This window comes from Pseudomonas sp. NPDC077408 (assembly GCF_050269105.1).
In the GTDB taxonomy this organism is placed as follows: Bacteria; Pseudomonadota; Gammaproteobacteria; order Pseudomonadales; family Pseudomonadaceae; genus Stutzerimonas.
The window spans coordinates 270359-286400 of record NZ_JBNNHS010000004.1 but is presented as its reverse complement, the minus strand read 5'-3'; the positions used below and the strand labels follow the sequence as shown (position 1 = coordinate 286400).

Here is a 16042-nt window from a genome sequence, read left to right as displayed (position 1 = left end):
CCCGGCTTGGCTGCCGGTCGCTCGCTGACGACAACTGTGTCGGAACATTGCGGAAGCGTTCAAACGCGACGGATTCGAGACCACGCTGCACACGTTCGGCTTTTTGGTTGGCAAGAGCAGCCTTGCCCTGGCAGGCGCGGCCCGGGAAAATCCAACCATCTTCTCGAGAGCCTGCTACATGAGCACCGTTGCTAGCAAACCCTGGTTCGTCTATCTCGTACGCGCCGCCAACGGCTCGCTTTATTGCGGGATCAGTGACGATGCACAGCGCCGCTTTGCCGCTCACCAGAGTGGGCGAGGGGCGCGGTTCTTCCATTCCAGCCCGGCGGTGGCACTGGTCTATGTCGAGACGCTTGGCAGCAAGGGCGACGCGTTGCGGCGTGAGCGCGCCATCAAGCAAATGAAAAAGTCGGCCAAGGAGGCGCTGGTTTCGGTGCAGTCCGGCAGTGGCCCGGTGAATGTCCAGGCAATCAGCTGAACGGGTAGGCTGCCTCCGTTCGCGCGGGTAAGCTGCCGTTCTACCTAACGACTGGCGGAGCCTGCTATGCACGAAGTGATCCTGCACCACTATCCCACCTCGCCCTTTGCCGAAAAAGCGCGACTGATGCTGGGTTTCAAGCAGCTGTCCTGGCGTTCGGTGCAAATTCCTCCGGTCATGCCCAAGCCTGATCTCACGGCGCTGACAGGCGGCTATCGGCGTACGCCGGTGCTTCAGGTCGGCGCCGACATCTATTGCGATACCGCACTGATTGCGCGTCGCCTCGAAGCCGAGAAAGCTACGCCCGCGCTGTTTCCCGAAGGGCAGGAGTTCGTCGCGGCGACGCTGGCACAGTGGGCTGACTCGGTGCTGTTCCTGCATGCCGTGAGCCTGGTGTTTCAACCGGAATCTATGGCCATGCGTTTCGCCCAAGTGCCTAAAGCGTTCATCGAAGTGTTCAGTAAGGACCGCGCCGCCTTGTTCAGCAGCGGCTCGGTGGCCCGCATTCCGCTTGAACAGGCGAAGAATCACTGGCCGGTCCTGATGGCGCGCCTGCAACAGCAATTAGCGCGTGGTAGTGGAGAGTTTCTGCTTGGTGCTGCACCTTGCGTGGCGGACTTCGCTGTCGCCCATTGCCTTTGGTTCCTCAAAGGCACACCCGTGACGGCGCCGCTGGTCGAAGCCTATCCGGACGTGGCGGCCTGGCTTGGCAAGGTGCTGGCAGTGGGGCATGGCTCGCTGTCCGAGCTATCGGCGGAAGAGGCGGTGTCTATTGCTCGCGACGCGACGCCTGCGGAATTGCCCGATGAGCCGTTCTCCGAGCCCAATGGATTCGAGGCGGGGCAGGCCGTGACGATATCCGCAGTGGATTACGGCACCGATCCGGTTGAAGGTGAGCTGGTCTTCGCTGGCGTGGAAGAGCTGATTCTGCGACGTGAGGATGAGCGTGCTGGCGTCGTCCATGTGCACTTCCCTCGCATCGGCTATCGCATCGACGCCCGTTGATGCTTCTGGCCCGCGCAAACCCGTTGCGCGGGCTTCTTAAGCCGCTCGTCAGAGCGCGATGAATAGCAGCGTCACACCCAGCAGCAAGCGATAAATCACGAAGGGCAGCATACCCAAGGCGTCGAGCGCCTTGAGGAACAGCTTGATGCAGAGAAACGCCGCAACGAACGACAGTGCGGCGCCAATGAAAATGTCATTCCACGGCGCGGCTTCACCTGACTGGGCTAACTCGACCGCTTTCAACCCGCCTGCAGCGAGGATCAGCGGTATCGACAGTAGAAAGGAGAAGCGTGCTGCGGTCTGCCGGGTGAAACCGAGCAGCAGGGCCGCAGTCATGGTGATACCCGAGCGCGAGGTGCCGGGAATCAGCGCTAGCGCTTGGGCAAAGCCGATGATCAGTGCGCTTTTCCAGGTCAGCTGATCCATTTCGGCGACACGCCGTCCCTTGACGTCCGCGTACCACAGCAGCAGGCCGAAGATGATGGTCGTAGCCGCGATGAACAGCATCGATCGGGTGTACTGCTCGATGTAGTCCTCCAGCAGCAAGCCGATAATGCCCGCCGGCAAGGTACCGATGATGATCGCCCAGCCGAGACGGCTTTCAGCGCTGACCTGTCGGCGGAACACGTGTGCAAGCCAGCCACGGGTGGTCGCGATCACCTCGTGACGGAAACAGATCAATACGGCGAGCAAGGTGCCGACGTGTACCGCGACGTCGAATGCCTGGCCCTGGTCGGGCCATCCAAGCACTTGCGAAGGAAGGATCAGGTGCGCGGAAGATGAAATCGGGAGAAATTCAGTGATGCCCTGGACCAGGGACAGAATAATCAGGTGCAGCCAATCCATTGTGAATCCTTAGCCGTAGCGGGTCGTACAGGGTTGCAGCAGCGATGAGCAGCCATCTGACTGGCAGATGGCCGTTTCATTCCAGCGAGGAGACAGATTTTCCTAGCGGCGTGCTTGGCTCCGGCTTCCGACAACCCTCAGGAGCCTGCGACGTGTACAGGCGTCTCCGCTCAGGGCTTATCCTTTGCGCCGCTTGAGCTGATCGGTCAGCTGCGTTGGCAGGTTGCGAATGATCAACATGTCGCGGGCTTCGTCGTATTCGACTTTCGAGCCCAGCAGGTGTGATTCGAAGCTGATCGACAGTCCTTCGGCCCGGCCAGTGAATCGCTGAAACTGGTTCAGGGTGCGCTTGTCAGCGGGAATCTCCGGCGAAAGTCCGTAGTCCTTGTTGCGGATGTGATCGTAGAAGGCGCGTGGGCGCTCCTCGTCGATGACCCCGGACAGCTCCTCCAGCGACATGGGCTCGCCGATCTTGGCCTGACTGCTGGCATAGCCCACCAGCGCGCTGGTCTTCTCGCGTGCCTTTTCGTCAGGCAGGTCTTCGCTTTCGACATAGTCGCTGAAGGCTTTAAGCAGCGTGCGCGTTTCACCGGGGCCGTCGACACCTTCCTGGCAGCCGATGAAATCGCGGAAATACTCCGAGACCTTCTTGCCGTTCTTCCCCTTGATGAAGGAAATGTACTGCCGGGACTGCTTGTTGTTCTTCCACTCAGACAGATTGATCCGCGTCGCCAAATGCAGTTGACCCAGGTCCAGGTGCCGGGCTTCGGCGACATCCAGCGCGTCGGTAACGGTCACGCCATTGCTGTGGTGCAGCAATGCGATCGCCAGGTAATCGGTCATGCCTTGCTGGTAGTGGGCGAACAGCACATGGCCGCCGGTGGAAAGGTTGGATTCCTCCATCAGCTTTTGCAGGTGTTCCACGGCTTGCCGGCTGAATGCAGTGAAATTCTGGTTGCCGTCCATGTACTGCGTTAGCCAGCCGCTAAAGGGATAGGCGCCCGATTCGTCATGAAAGTAGCCCCAGGCTTTGCCCTGCTTGGCGTTATAGCTTTCGTTTAGATCGGCCAGCAGGTTCTCAATGGCTTGGGAATCGCCCAGCTCCGAGTCACGGGCATGGAGAACGGCAGGTGTGCCGTCCGGCTTTTTTTCGATCAGGTGAACGATGCAGTGGCGAATCGGCATGGAGATACTCGCGTCGAGAAGGCAGACAGGCGGCAGTTTACCCGAGCAACCCTCCGCTCGCCGTTCGCCTGAGTAAAAAGGGGGAGGTGGATGACGAGGTGGTTGCGAGTAAGATGGATCCCCTCGATTTTTGCAAAGCGTGTCAGTGATGAATGCGATTTGGCGCAACAGTACCTGGATCCTGCTGGGTGGCTCCTTGATCCTCGCTCTTTCCCTGGGAATCCGACACGGGTTCGGCCTTTTCCTGCCACCCATGAGCGCCGAATTCGGCTGGGGCCGTGAAACCTTTGCCTTTGCCATCGCCCTGCAGAATCTGATCTGGGGCCTGGCGCAGCCGGTCACCGGCGCGCTGGCGGACCGTTTCGGTGTGGCCCGTGCGGTGCTGCTCGGTGGCGTGCTTTATGCGGTCGGCCTGTTGCTGATGGCGGGTGCGGATTCCCCGGTGTCGTTGTCCCTCAGTGCAGGCCTGCTGATTGGGCTGGGGCTTTCCGGAACATCGTTTTCCGTAATCCTTGGCGCAGTCGGACGCGCGGTGCCGGTCGAGAAACGCAGCATGGCGATGGGTATTGCCAGCGCAGCGGGGTCGTTCGGTCAGTTTGCCATGCTGCCCGGCACGCTCGGTCTGATCGGCTGGCTTGGCTGGTCGTCGGCCTTGCTGGCGCTGGGGCTCTTGGTGGCGCTGATCATGCCGCTGGCGTTGATGCTGCGCAGCGGGCCAGCAGCGCCAGTGACCGGCCCGCAGCAAACGCTGATGGAGGCGCTGCGTGAAGCGGTCAGCCACTCGGGCTTCCGCCTGCTGGCGCTGGGTTTCTTCGTCTGCGGGTTTCAGGTCGTATTCATCGGCATACACCTGCCCGCATATCTAGTCGACAAGCAGTTACCCGCGATGGCCGGCACGACGGTGCTGGCCCTGGTCGGGTTGTTCAACATCGTCGGTACCTACACAGCGGGCTGGCTGGGCGGTTGTTATTCGAAGCCGAAATTGCTGACCGCGCTTTATCTAGCCCGAGCGGTTGTGATCAGCGCGTTCTTCTTTGCTCCGCTGACGCTCTGGACCGCCTATGCCTTCGGCATAGCCATGGGCTTGCTGTGGCTGTCCACCGTGCCTTTAACCAATGGCACGGTCGCTACGCTGTTCGGCGTGCGCAATCTGTCGATGTTGGGCGGCATCGTTTTTCTGTTCCACCAGATCGGCTCGTTCTTCGGTGGCTGGCTGGGCGGGTGGGTCTATGACACGACTGGCAGTTACGACCTGGTCTGGCAGATTTCCATCGCGCTGAGCCTGATGGCTGCTGCGCTCAACTGGCCAATTCGTGAGCAACCCGTCGAGCGCGTGCGCTTGGCTGCAGGTACGGCCTGATGCGCCGCGCCTGGTTATGGACAGGCGGCGCCGTGTTGGCGTCGCTGCTCTTGGTTGCGGCTTGGTGGGGCTGGCAGCAGGGCGGCCTGGCTCTGCTACAGCTGGGTGTTGGTAGCTGCTGATCAATCGTTCGGGTAGTTTTTGCCTCTGGTAGGGAATCAATTGCGCAACGGGTGGCTCCAACAGGCGAGACGAAAAAAGGTTGTCGTTGAATCGTAACCTAAGGCCTGTAAAAAGCTGCGGCATGCAGTTATCTGGAGCTACCGAACCATGTCCACTCTTACCGAACTCGCCCAACAGATCGCCCAGCTCTATCCGTTACAGGACAAGCGCGTCGGCAAGCGCTATCGCGTTGTCGGCGAACTCGCCGGGATGACCGAGCTGGAGGAAATCAACGGGGAGCCTCGGTATATCCAGACGCTGGCCCTGAAAGATCGCCAACGCTGGGATATTGCCGTCTGAGGTGAAATGTGTCAGCTGATCGTGGCGGAAACGATCAGTCTGCCTGGCGGTTCGACCAGCGATCAGCACGCCACTTCGCGCGCTGTTCGTTATCGAGGTAGCTCCAGGCCACGAAGCGACTGCGCTTTTGCCCCTGGGACATTTCGCATACGCGGACCTGCTGGGCGCCGAGCTTCTTGAGCCGAGCCTGTAGCGGCTGTAAGTTGCTTGCTTTCGACACCAGCGTGCTGAACCAGCAGACCTGCTGGCTCATGCCGCGACTTTCTTCCGCCAGCAGCGCAATGAATGCTGCCTCTCCGCCTTCACACCAGAGTTCTGCCGCCTGACCGCCGAAATTAAGGGTGGGCAGTTTGCGCTTGGGGTCGAGCTTGCCAAGGTTGCGCCACTTGCGCTGGCTGCCACTGCTGGCCTCTGCTTGGGAAGCATGGAAGGGCGGATTGCAAAGCGTGACGTCGAAGCGGTCGTCGGCCTGAACCAGGTTTTCAAATACGTGGCGGGGTTGCTGCTGCGGGCGCAGTGCAATGCTCTTGCCCAGCTTATTGGCGGTGATGATCGTGCGGGCAGACGCCAGCGCCGTTGCGTCGATATCCGACCCCGTGAAGCGCCAGCCGTATTCGCGCAGACCGATCAATGGATAGATGCAGTTAGCGCCAGTGCCAACGTCCAGCGCATGAATGCCTGTGCCGCGCGGAATCTCTCCAGCATTTTCGTCCGCCAGCAAGTCGGCTAGACCGTGCAGATAGTCGGCCCGGCCTGGTACCGGCGGGCACAGGTAACCCGGCGGTATATCCCAATGCGCGATTCCGTAGAACTGCTTGAGCAGTGCGCGATTGAATACGCGGACCGCATCCGGGTCGGCAAAATCGATGCTCTCCTTGCCATAGGGATTGATGACGACGAACTTCGCCAACTCGGGGTTGCCCGCTATCAGCGCTGGAAAGTTATAGCGCCCGGTATGGCGGTTCCGTGGGTGCAGCACGGCCTTCTCGACCGCGGGCTTGGCCTTGTGCGATGGCGGTGTGGCTGGTCTGGATGTCATGTTCGGCTGTCGCTAGCGGTAAAAGACCGTATTGTCCCACAGCTTTCAGGCTCGACGTGGCACCAGCAGCATCCAGATCAGCCCCCACATCAGCGCGCCGGCACCGAGCCAGAAGGCGCTGTGCAGTGAGCCACCCATGCCTAGCCAGACGCCAGTGAGCCAGGGGCCGGCCAGCTGGGTCAGGCTGTAGAGCGCAATCAGTGCTGCTGACAGTCGCGGTCCCTGGTGCGGATGAAGGGCGCGGGCCAGGCGTTGGGTCAGCAACACGGTGCCAAGAAAGGTCCCGCCGACCAGTACGGCACATAACAGAATCCCCCACGCGCCGGGCAGCAAGAGTGCAGCTAGGACACCGGCCAGTTGCGCGACATAGCTTAAGCGCAGTGCCAGTGTGTCGCCGAACAGAGCGCCGAGTCGATTCCAGAGCCAGGGTGAAGGCAGGGTGGCGACTGCGACCACCAACCAGCTGCTTTCCACCAGCAAGTCGCCCGGTTCGACCTGCAACCGGGCAACCATAGGCAGAAACGTCATCGGCAAGATATAGCCCATGCCGGCGCCGGCATACGAGAGAAACAGGGGAGTGCTGGCACGATCCAGCAGGCGTCCGCTTGGAGGCTGTGTCGTTTTTGTGGGCGGCTCGTCCGGCGGCATGTCGAGGTTCGCCAACTGACGCCAGCCCCACCATGCTAGGGGGATAGATAGCAGTGCTGCGGGCCACCAGCGGTCGGCGCCCTGCAGTACACCGTTGCTCAGGCTAACCATGAAGCTGGACAGGATCAGCCCCACGCAGACGCCGAGATAGACGAGGCCGCTGGACGACACGCGACGATGACGCGCTAACCATTCGAGAATCAACGAAGGTGCCTGGACAAAGACCAGGCCGTTGCTGATGCCATTGAGCAGGCGCAGCGTCGAAAGGGCCTCCACCGATTCGGCCTGGGTCTGCGCCAGCGTCGTCACGACGTGCAGTACCAGTGCCCACGGCAGGCTGCGACGTATCTGCGTGACCTGATGCCAGCGCAGGGCGAGCAGCGCGCCGACCAAATACCCCAAGTAGTTCCAGGTGGCGATGCTCGCGCCCTGTTGTACGGTCAGTAAGCCGTCCTCTACCAGCCACGGAAGAAGTGGTGTGTAGACAAAACGTCCCAGCCCATGGACAACCAGCAGCAAGGCGGCACCAGCGAGCAGAACCGGGAACAGGGCGGGGCGTTGAGGCATCGAGCACGAACCAACCAAGCGAAAAGGCTCACAGCTTAGCGTCACCTGCGGCAAACAACCACGCTACCGACGGATACAAGCATTTCGCTTCGCACTCCCGATTAACCAGCGGTGCAGCGAGAGCTGACCGATATCAATGGCAACCCATCATTGCTTGCCTAGACTCCGCGTCTCACCAAACCGCTGGGTGGCGACATGACATTTCTGGAATGGAGCAACGACCTTGATACCGGTATCGAAGTCATCGATGGGCAGCACCGGCGCATCGTTGACATGATCAATCAGCTGCACCTGGCGCAACAGGGAAACCAACCGCAAAAGGTCGGTCAGGTGATCGATGAGCTGGTCGATTACACGATTTCCCACTTCGCCTTCGAGGAATCGATGCTCGAAGAGGCCGGCTACGTATTTACCAAAGCCCACAAGCGGGTGCACGACGTCTTTATCAAGCGCGTTCACGATTATCGCGTGCGCTTTATTGAAGGCGAGGACATCACGGACGAACTAAAGGGGCTTCTGGGCCGTTGGCTATTTGGTCATATCCGGAATGAAGACCGGAACTATGTATCCGCTGTCACTGAAAACCTGCGAACGCTTTCAGGTGGCCAGGCTGAAGACAGTTGGTTGGCACGGGCCAAGCGGCGCTTTTTTTCGTGATAGCGGCAGACGTCAGCACCCGCGCCTCCGTTTCGCTTGGCTGCGATGAACGCCAGTGACCGGGCCTGCAGTTACGCACCGAAATGTCGTTCTGTCCGGTGGTGATCTGATGGCCTGTCGTTATCGGCGCATTGGCTTCACGGATAGCCGAGAACGGATTTGATAAGCGCCAGGTTGCGCTCGATCCACAGCCGGTCAATCGCGCCCCAGTCATGGATCTGGTAATGGCCGGCGTTATGCCGCTCGCCGTCGTCCTGAGTGAAGCGGCAATCAATGTCCAGATCGGCGAGGGCCGCCAAAGTATCCTGTGCCGTCCGGCGCGGCATTCCGGTCGCGTCTACCAGAGCAGGCACGCTGGTGGCTGCACCGCTGTCAATCATCCAGGCGACATATAAACGGCGATAGAAACTGCTCTTGGTTTTGCTGACTGTCATCACGATTCCCAACGTTAACGGCTAGGCTCGCTGAGCGGCTTCGTGCGCTCAGCGAGCTAGACGGTAGTGCATCAACGCAGTGCGAGCATGCCTATATAGGTCACGGCGCCGGCTGTGTAACCAAGGAAAGCCAGCAGGCTGACGCGCTTGACGTACCAGGTGAAGCTGATCTTTTCCATGCCCATGGCTGCTACGCCTGCGGCTGAACCAATGATGAGCGTGCTGCCACCCGTCCCGGCGCAATAGGCCAGCATCTCCCAGAAGTTGCCGTCGACCACGAACTGCGACAGCCACGCAGCTTCCGCGGCTGGCGCTGCATCAAGGGTCTCAGGGCTTACCAGGGGGTACATCTTCATCGAGCCGGCAACCAATGGCACGTTGTCCACCACCGCCGACAGCAGGCCGATGCTGTAGTTGATCGGATAAATATGTCCGAGTGTGTCACGCAGCGCCGTAGCGACCTGGGTCAGGTGACCGGCTGTAGCGAGCGCCGCAACCGCCAGAAGGATGCCAAGGAAGAACAGCACGCTCGGAGTATCGACCTTGCGCAGAACGCCCACGACCGAGAGCGGGTGCTTGTGATCGTGTTCTTTGTGACGATGTAGAAATTCGGTAGTGACCCAGAGCACGCCGAGTCCGAACAGGATGCCCATATACGGCGGCAAGTGGGTGACGGTCTTGAAGACCGGCACGAATACCAGCGCGCCGATACCTAGCGCCAATACCAGATTGCGCTCGAACGCCGTCGTGGCTGGCGGATTGCTTTCGGCCAGGTGCGCTCGGGCGCCCGGGCGGGGCACTTCGCCGCGCATGCTAAAACTGAGAATCAACAATGGGACCAGCAGGCAGACCAAGCTCGGGATAAACAGCCCGACGATCACGCCAGAGGCGGTGATCTGGTTACCGATCCAGAGCATGGTCGTCGTGACGTCGCCAATCGGCGACCAGGCGCCGCCAGCGTTGGCAGCTATTACCACGACGCCGACGAACAACCAGCGTTCTGGGCGGCCGCGGATCAGTTTGCGCAGCAGCGAGACCATGACGATGGTGGTGGTCAGGTTGTCCAGTGCGGCGGACAGGAAGAAGGTTAGGAAGCCGATGATCCACAGTAGATGCACGCGCTTTCGCGTCTGGATACGGTCAGTGATGACCTTGAAACCTTCGTGCGAATCGATGAGTTCGACGATGGTCATGGCGCCGAGCAGGAAGAACAGGATCTCCGAGATTTCGCCCAGATGATGCCGCAGTGATTCGACTACATAGGCTGACGGATCCGCCAGGTCATGGCCGGCTGACGGCAACAGCGGCACGATGGATTCCGCGCCGAGTATCAGTGCGGTCCAGCACAGCACTGCTGTGAGAATCGCTGCGGCGGCCTTGTCGATTTTTAGCGGATGCTCGAAGGCTATGCATAGATAGCCCAGAACAAATAGAACAGCCATGAGTACATACATCGGAGGGGCTCCATTTTTTAAAAACCGTACCGGGCCATTCGGATTATTGTTCTGGCTCGGGGCTGACAGGCTTAAAAAATGGGCGACTTGCGGTGCGAGAGAATTAAGTAACCGTGATACGGAAGGTAATACCTGCGTCGTGGACGGCTGCGCGTAAAGCAAACTGCTTGGGCTTGCTTCGCTGCTGACTTACTTCATGTCGTGGAGCTTTCCGCGTTGGTTCAGGCCTGTCAGTTGCAATTCGTTGTTGTCGTGTGCGGCATAGTGTATCAGCGGCACTGAAGGCGACTTGTCATCAATCAAGAGCAGATGCCTAAGCAAAAAGGCCAGCACATCAAGTGCTGGCCTCTCGCTTCGTTACAGGCTGGCGATGCGCTCGCGCTGCTCGACCAGCCGGGCTTTGGCCTGCTCGGCCTCGGCCAGTTTGGCGCGCTCCTTGTCGATGACTTCGGCCGGCGCCTTGTCGACGAAGCCGGCATTGCCGAGCTTGCCGCCCACCCGCTTCACTTCGCCGTCCAATCGGCCAATTTCCTTGTCGAGGCGGGCAAGTTCGGCGTCCTTGTCGATCAGGCCTGCCATGGGCACCAGCACCTGCATGTCGCCCACCAGCGCCGTCGCTGACAGCGGCGGTTCTTCGCCTTGAGTGAGGACGCGGACGCTTTCTAGCTTGGCCAGTTTCTTCAGTAGCGGCTCGTTATCGGCGAGGCGACGCTGGTCTTCGGCCGAGGCGTTGGCCAGCACTACGTCGATGCGTTTGGCCATTGAGATATTCATCTCGCCGCGGATCTGGCGGACACCCAGCATGAAGGCCTTGACCCACTCGATATCACCTTCGGCGGCTTCGTCGATGCGCTCCGGGTTGAATTCTGGCCACGGCTGCAGCATCAGGGTCGGGCCGGATTTGCCTGCGAGCGGCGCGACGCGCTGCCAGATTTCCTCGGTGATGAACGGCATGAATGGATGCGCCAGACGCAGTGCCGTTTCCAGTACGCGCACCAGGGTGCGGCGAGTGCCGCGCTGGCGTTCGACACTGGCGGTCTCGTCCCATAACAGTGGCTTGACCAGCTCCAGATACCAGGCGCAGTACTCGTCCCAGATGAACTCGTAGAGCGCCTGCGCTGCCAGGTCGAAGCGGAAGGCCTCAAGCTGACGAGTCACCTCGGCCTCGGTGCGCTGCAGCGCAGAAATGATCCAGCGATCCACCGACGACAGCTCGACGGACTCGTCGTTGGCGCCGGTGTCCTTGCCTTCGGTGTTCTCGAAAACGAAGTTGGCGGCGTTCCAGATCTTGTTGCAGAAGTTGCGGTAACCCTCGACGCGGCCCATGTCGAACTTGATGTCGCGACCGGTGGAGGCGAGTGAACAGAAGGTGAAGCGCAGGGCGTCGGTGCCATAGCTGGCGATGCCTTCGGGGAACTCGGCGCGGGTCTGCTTGGCGATCTTCTCCGCCAGCTTGGGCTGCATCATGCCGCTGGTGCGCTTGGTCAGCAGCTCGTCGAGGGTGATGCCGTCGACGATGTCCAGTGGGTCTAGCACGTTGCCCTTGGACTTGGACATCTTCTGACCTTGGCCATCACGCACCAGGCCGTGTACGTACACGGTTTTGAACGGGATTTGCCCGGTCAGGTGGGTGGACAACATGATCATCCGGGCGACCCAGAAGAAGATGATGTCGAAGCCGGTGACTAGCACGTCAGTGGGGTGGAAGGTCTTGAGGAATTCGGTCTGCTCTGGCCAGCCGAGGGTGGAGAAGGTCCACAGGCCGGAGCTGAACCAGGTGTCCAGCACGTCCTCGTCCTGACGCAGTTCGACGTTGTTGCAGAGGTTGTACTTGCTGCGCACCTCCACTTCGTCACGGCCGACATAAACGTTGCCCGCTTCGTCGTACCAGGCTGGAATGCGGTGGCCCCACCAGAGCTGACGGCTGATGCACCAGTCCTGAATGTCGCGCATCCAGCTGAAGTACATGTTCTCGTACTGCTTGGGCACGAACTGAATCTCGCCGCTTTCCACGGCCGCGATGGCTTTCTCGGCCAGCGGCTTGGTGGAGACGTACCACTGGTCGGTCAGCCACGGCTCGATGATGGTGCCCGAGCGATCGCCGCGCGGCACTTTTAATGCGTGGTCGTCGATCTTTTCCAGCAGGCTCATGGCGTCGAATTCGGCGACGATAGCCTTGCGTGCATCGAAACGGTCCATGTGCGCGTAGCCGTCCGGTAGGCTGGCGTCGACCTTGTCGTTCACTGAACCGTCAATGTTGAACACCTGGGCGCGAGCCAGGATGCACGCGTTCTGGTCGAAGATATTGATCAGCGGCAGGTGGTGGCGCTTGCCGACCTCGTAGTCATTGAAGTCATGGGCCGGGGTGATCTTCACGCAGCCAGTGCCGAACTCGAGGTCGACGTAATCGTCGGCAACGATTGGAATCAGACGATTGACCAGCGGCAGCATGACGTGGCGGCCGATCAGGCTCTTGTAGCGCTCGTCCTCTGGGTGCACGGCGATAGCGGCGTCGCCCAGCATGGTTTCCGGACGAGTCGTGGCGACCACCAGGTAATCCAGACCGTCGGCGGTCTTGCAGCCATCGGCCAACGGGTAGCGCAGGTGCCAGAGGTGACCTTTCTCGTCGTGGTTTTCCACTTCCAGATCGGAGATTGCGGTGTGCAGCTTGGTGTCCCAGTTAACCAGGCGCTTGCCACGGTAGATCAGGCCATCCTCATGCAGCCGCACGAAGGCTTCCTTTACGGCGTTAGACAGGCCCGCATCCATGGTGAAGCGTTCGCGCGACCAGTCCACCGAGGAACCCAGACGGCGGATCTGACGGGTGATGTTGCCGCCGGACTCTTCCTTCCACTCCCAGACCTTGTCGAGAAACTTCTCGCGGCCCAGGTCGTGGCGGTTGACGCCCTGCGCGCTCAGCTGACGCTCGACTACCATCTGAGTGGCGATGCCGGCGTGATCTGTACCCGGCTGCCACAAGGTGTTGCGACCCTGCATCCGCCGGAAGCGAATCAGTGCATCCATGATGGCGTTGTTGAACCCATGGCCCATATGCAGGCTGCCGGTGACGTTCGGCGGCGGGATCATGATGGTGTAGGGCTCGCCTGAACCTTGGGGTGCGAAATAGTTATTCGTTTCCCAAGTCTGGTACCAGGAGGTTTCGATGGCGTGCGGCTGGTAGGTCTTGTCCATGCGGCGGGACCCTTAGAACGGCTGATCGGAAAAGCGGGCAAGTATAAAGGCAAAGTGGATGATCGGCAGGATTGCGATGCCGCTTTTGTCCTGCCGGCACAGCTGAGCCGCGCGTAATTGTCTATTCCGGCGTGGCGTTTGCCTCGGTTGGCTGCAACTCAGGAGCGATGGGACTTGATCAGCTGCTCGGCGCGCGCTTCCAGACGGACGCGCAGCTCGGCTTCGATCTGCGGGACATAGTCGTCGATGACCTCCTGCAGAATGAGTTGCGCAGCATTGCGCAATTCATGGTCGAGATGACGCTCGGCGAGCGTCCTAAAAGCTGTACGCACGGCAGGTTCGCGCGGCTCGACCTCAGGTTCGGCGGCCGGTGCGGGTGGGTGTTCGACGATTTCCGAAAGCAAGGGAAAGCTGTCCGGGTCCAGCGTATCGCTCAGCAGTGGCGGGTCTTGGTCACCCAGCAGCGCACGAATGGATTCCAGATCATCAAGAAGATGGGCTTTTGGGGGGCGCGATTGCGTCATGTACGGGGCATCCGGAATTGAGCGTCCAGGCTTGTTAGGGGTGGTCCTGATCGGGCATTGGCCCAGCAACTATCGTTGCTGATCGGCGCTGACTTGGCGGCTCCATCGCGTTCGGCCAGTACGCCTTACAGCTCGACTCTCTTTGGATCATAGCCACGCTGCCGATAGAGACGAAAATTGTCCCGGCAGACGGTCAGTAGCTCAGCCTGCTGATTGACGATTTCGATCACCCGGCTGAACTGGTCAGTGTACGGCGATAGCGTAGGGGAGAGGTTGATCAGCAGGCCTTGTTCCGCAGCGGGTGGCTGTTCCGTGCCAATCACCACGGGTGCGTGTGGATCGTCATCATGAAACTCATGCGGAATGAAGCGCTCTGCACGAAACGTCCAGAGCAGCTCGTCCAGTTCGCTGCACTGCTGGATATCCTGACAGCGAATAAAGACTGACAGGCCGTGCTGCCAGCCTTTGCTTGCCAACTGGCAGGCCGCTTTCACACGGCCCACCGGCTGGCTGTCCGGCAGCACGTAGAACTCGATTCGAGTCATGCCCGGTATTCGCTCGCTTTGCTCATGCCTGCTCGGCTCGGTCCAGCAGGTACTGGGTCAGCAAGGGGACCGGGCGTCCCGTCGCGCCTTTTTCCTTACCGCCACTGATCCATGCGGTACCAGCGACGTCCAGATGCGCCCAGGGGTAGGCCTTGGTAAAGCGTGATAGGAAGCAGGCCGCGGTGATGGTGCCGGCCTTGGGGCCACCGATATTGGCAATGTCGGCGAAGGGGCTGTCGAGCTGTTCCTGATACTCATCGAACAATGGCAGTTGCCAGGCGCGGTCGTCGGCTTTCTGGCCGGCGCCCAGTACTTGCTGCAGCAGTTCGTCGTTGTTGCCCAGCAGGCCGGACGTGTTGCTGCCCAGCGCTACGATGCAGGCACCGGTCAGGGTGGCGACATCAATTACCGCGCGCGGCTTGAAACGCTCGGCATAGGTCAGGGTATCGCAGAGCACCAATCGACCTTCGGCGTCAGTGTTGAGGATCTCAACGGTCTGCCCGCTCATGGTGGTGACGATGTCGCCGGGGCGGGTAGCGTTGCCGCTCGGCATGTTTTCTGCGCAGGCGAGCAAGCCAACCAGATTGATCGGCAACTGAAGTTCCAACGCGGCGCGGAAGGTGCCGAGCACGCTGGCAGCACCGCACATGTCGTACTTCATTTCGTCCATGCCCTGGCCGGGCTTGAGGCTGATGCCGCCTGTGTCGAACGTGATGCCTTTGCCGACCAGGGCGTAGGGCTGTTCGCCTTTTTTGCCGCCGTTGTATTGCATGACCACGATGCAACCGGGTTGATCACTGCCTTGGGATACAGCGAGAAACGAGCCAGCGCCAAGTTCACGCAGCTTCTTTTCGTCCAGAATTTCGACTTTCAGGCCTTTGAAGGTTTTGCCGAGCTGCTTGGCCTGCTCGGCCACATAGCTGGGATGGCAAATATTCGGCGGCAGGTTGCCAAGATCGCGGGCGAAGCTCATGCCGGCGGCAATCGCTGCGGCATGGCGAGCAGCCTGCTCGACGCGTGCCTGATCCGCTTTGTCAGTTAATAGCGTGATCTTGCCGAGCTTGGGTTCGTCGTTCTTCTTGCTCTTGAACTGGTCAAAAACGTACTGACCATCGGCCAATACTTCGACCAGCATGCGAGCGCGTGCATAGGTGTCACGATCCTTGACCTGGACATCTTGCAGGGCGAACGTCGCATCGCTGCCAGCAAGACCTTTGAGTACGCCGAGTGCTGCGCCGGCGATCTTGCGCCACTGGCGCCCGTCGCGCTCGTCATCCTTGCCGGTGCCAACCAACAGGACGCGATCCGCCTTGAGGTTTGGCAAGTTATGCAGCAGCAGGGTCTGTCCCGGTTTCCCTTTCAGGTCGCCGCGCTTGAGCACCGCGCTTATGGCGCCTCCACTGGCCTGGTCCACAGTCTGGGCTGTCGCGCCGAGCAGACCCTCTTCGCCAACAGGCAGAACAAGGGTGGCTGTTTTGGCTGCAGCGGCTTTGGTGTTCTTTACAACGAATTCCATGGCGTCGAGTCCCCAAGACAAAGAGTCGGGTTTGCATGATAATGCCGGGCTTGTTTTCCGGTGGTTCGTCTACCGGGGCGTTGGAAAATGCTGAGTGAATCCAACGTCCTGTTACGGGCGGGCCGGCTGC

At 60.3% G+C, this 16042-nt stretch carries 15 protein-coding genes; 5 read left to right on the top strand and 10 right to left on the bottom strand.

What is annotated here, in order from left to right; all coding sequences use genetic code 11:
* The first annotated feature begins 178 nt into the window (after positions 1–178).
* A complete protein-coding gene (locus ACQKEK_RS13870; protein WP_046162479.1) occupies positions 179–478 on the top strand; it encodes a GIY-YIG nuclease family protein in 300 nt (99 codons plus the stop codon).
* 66 nt (positions 479–544) lie between these two features.
* Entirely contained in the window at positions 545–1483 is a 939-nt protein-coding gene (locus ACQKEK_RS13865; RefSeq protein ID WP_499143186.1) for a glutathione S-transferase family protein, read from the top strand.
* Between the two features lie 48 nt (positions 1484–1531).
* Here the strand turns inward: ACQKEK_RS13865 and ACQKEK_RS13860 are convergent, their stop codons facing one another.
* Together ACQKEK_RS13860 and yejK are read right to left on the bottom strand one after the other, a co-directional pair.
* Positions 1532–2329: an undecaprenyl-diphosphate phosphatase gene (locus tag ACQKEK_RS13860; protein WP_073302376.1), complete on the bottom strand. Its 798-nt coding sequence runs from the start codon at positions 2327–2329 to the stop codon at positions 1532–1534.
* A gap of 177 nt (positions 2330–2506) precedes the next feature.
* Complete coding sequence (yejK, locus tag ACQKEK_RS13855; protein ID WP_241528933.1) at positions 2507–3514, bottom strand: nucleoid-associated protein YejK; 1008 nt, start codon at positions 3512–3514, stop codon at positions 2507–2509.
* A 148-nt stretch (positions 3515–3662) separates the two neighbouring features.
* Here yejK and ACQKEK_RS13850 point away from each other — a divergent pair, with 148 nt between their 5' ends.
* Both ACQKEK_RS13850 and ACQKEK_RS13845 read left to right on the top strand, forming a co-directional pair.
* Complete coding sequence (locus ACQKEK_RS13850) at positions 3663–4874, top strand: MFS transporter (RefSeq protein WP_045425195.1); 1212 nt, start codon at positions 3663–3665, stop codon at positions 4872–4874.
* 270 nt (positions 4875–5144) lie between these two features.
* The gene (locus tag ACQKEK_RS13845; protein WP_045425197.1) at positions 5145–5336 is read left to right on the top strand and encodes a hypothetical protein; all 192 of its coding nucleotides are present in this window, start codon (positions 5145–5147) and stop codon (positions 5334–5336) included.
* Between the two features lie 34 nt (positions 5337–5370).
* Here ACQKEK_RS13845 and rlmF read toward each other — a convergent pair whose 3' ends face one another.
* A complete protein-coding gene (gene rlmF, locus ACQKEK_RS13840; protein WP_499143184.1) occupies positions 5371–6375 on the bottom strand; it encodes a 23S rRNA (adenine(1618)-N(6))-methyltransferase RlmF in 1005 nt (334 codons plus the stop codon).
* A 45-nt stretch (positions 6376–6420) separates the two neighbouring features.
* Positions 6421–7590 (bottom strand): YbfB/YjiJ family MFS transporter, encoded by a 1170-nt coding sequence (locus tag ACQKEK_RS13835; RefSeq protein WP_499143183.1) that lies wholly within the window; start codon positions 7588–7590, stop codon positions 6421–6423.
* A gap of 195 nt (positions 7591–7785) precedes the next feature.
* Here ACQKEK_RS13835 and ACQKEK_RS13830 point away from each other — a divergent pair, with 195 nt between their 5' ends.
* Positions 7786–8247, top strand: coding sequence for a bacteriohemerythrin (locus tag ACQKEK_RS13830; RefSeq protein WP_499143182.1), 462 nt, complete (start codon positions 7786–7788; stop codon positions 8245–8247).
* A gap of 137 nt (positions 8248–8384) precedes the next feature.
* Here ACQKEK_RS13830 and ACQKEK_RS13825 read toward each other — a convergent pair whose 3' ends face one another.
* The 6 genes from ACQKEK_RS13825 to ACQKEK_RS13800 form a co-directional block, all read right to left on the bottom strand.
* Positions 8385–8681, bottom strand: a complete 297-nt coding sequence (locus ACQKEK_RS13825) for a winged helix-turn-helix domain-containing protein (protein WP_499143181.1) — start codon at positions 8679–8681, stop codon at positions 8385–8387.
* A 71-nt stretch (positions 8682–8752) separates the two neighbouring features.
* Positions 8753–10135, bottom strand: coding sequence for a sodium:proton antiporter NhaD (nhaD, locus tag ACQKEK_RS13820; protein ID WP_499143179.1), 1383 nt, complete (start codon positions 10133–10135; stop codon positions 8753–8755).
* Between the two features lie 357 nt (positions 10136–10492).
* Positions 10493–13327 (bottom strand): valine--tRNA ligase, encoded by a 2835-nt coding sequence (locus tag ACQKEK_RS13815; protein ID WP_499143178.1) that lies wholly within the window; start codon positions 13325–13327, stop codon positions 10493–10495.
* 158 nt (positions 13328–13485) lie between these two features.
* Entirely contained in the window at positions 13486–13851 is a 366-nt protein-coding gene (locus ACQKEK_RS13810; protein ID WP_045425204.1) for a hypothetical protein, read from the bottom strand.
* A gap of 125 nt (positions 13852–13976) precedes the next feature.
* Positions 13977–14396 carry a DNA polymerase III subunit chi gene (locus tag ACQKEK_RS13805; RefSeq protein ID WP_499143177.1) on the bottom strand — a complete coding sequence of 140 codons (420 nt, stop codon included), beginning with the start codon at positions 14394–14396 and terminating at the stop codon, positions 13977–13979.
* A gap of 22 nt (positions 14397–14418) precedes the next feature.
* The gene (locus ACQKEK_RS13800) at positions 14419–15912 is read right to left on the bottom strand and encodes a leucyl aminopeptidase (RefSeq protein ID WP_499143175.1); all 1494 of its coding nucleotides are present in this window, start codon (positions 15910–15912) and stop codon (positions 14419–14421) included.
* Between the last annotated feature and the right edge of the window lie 130 nt (positions 15913–16042).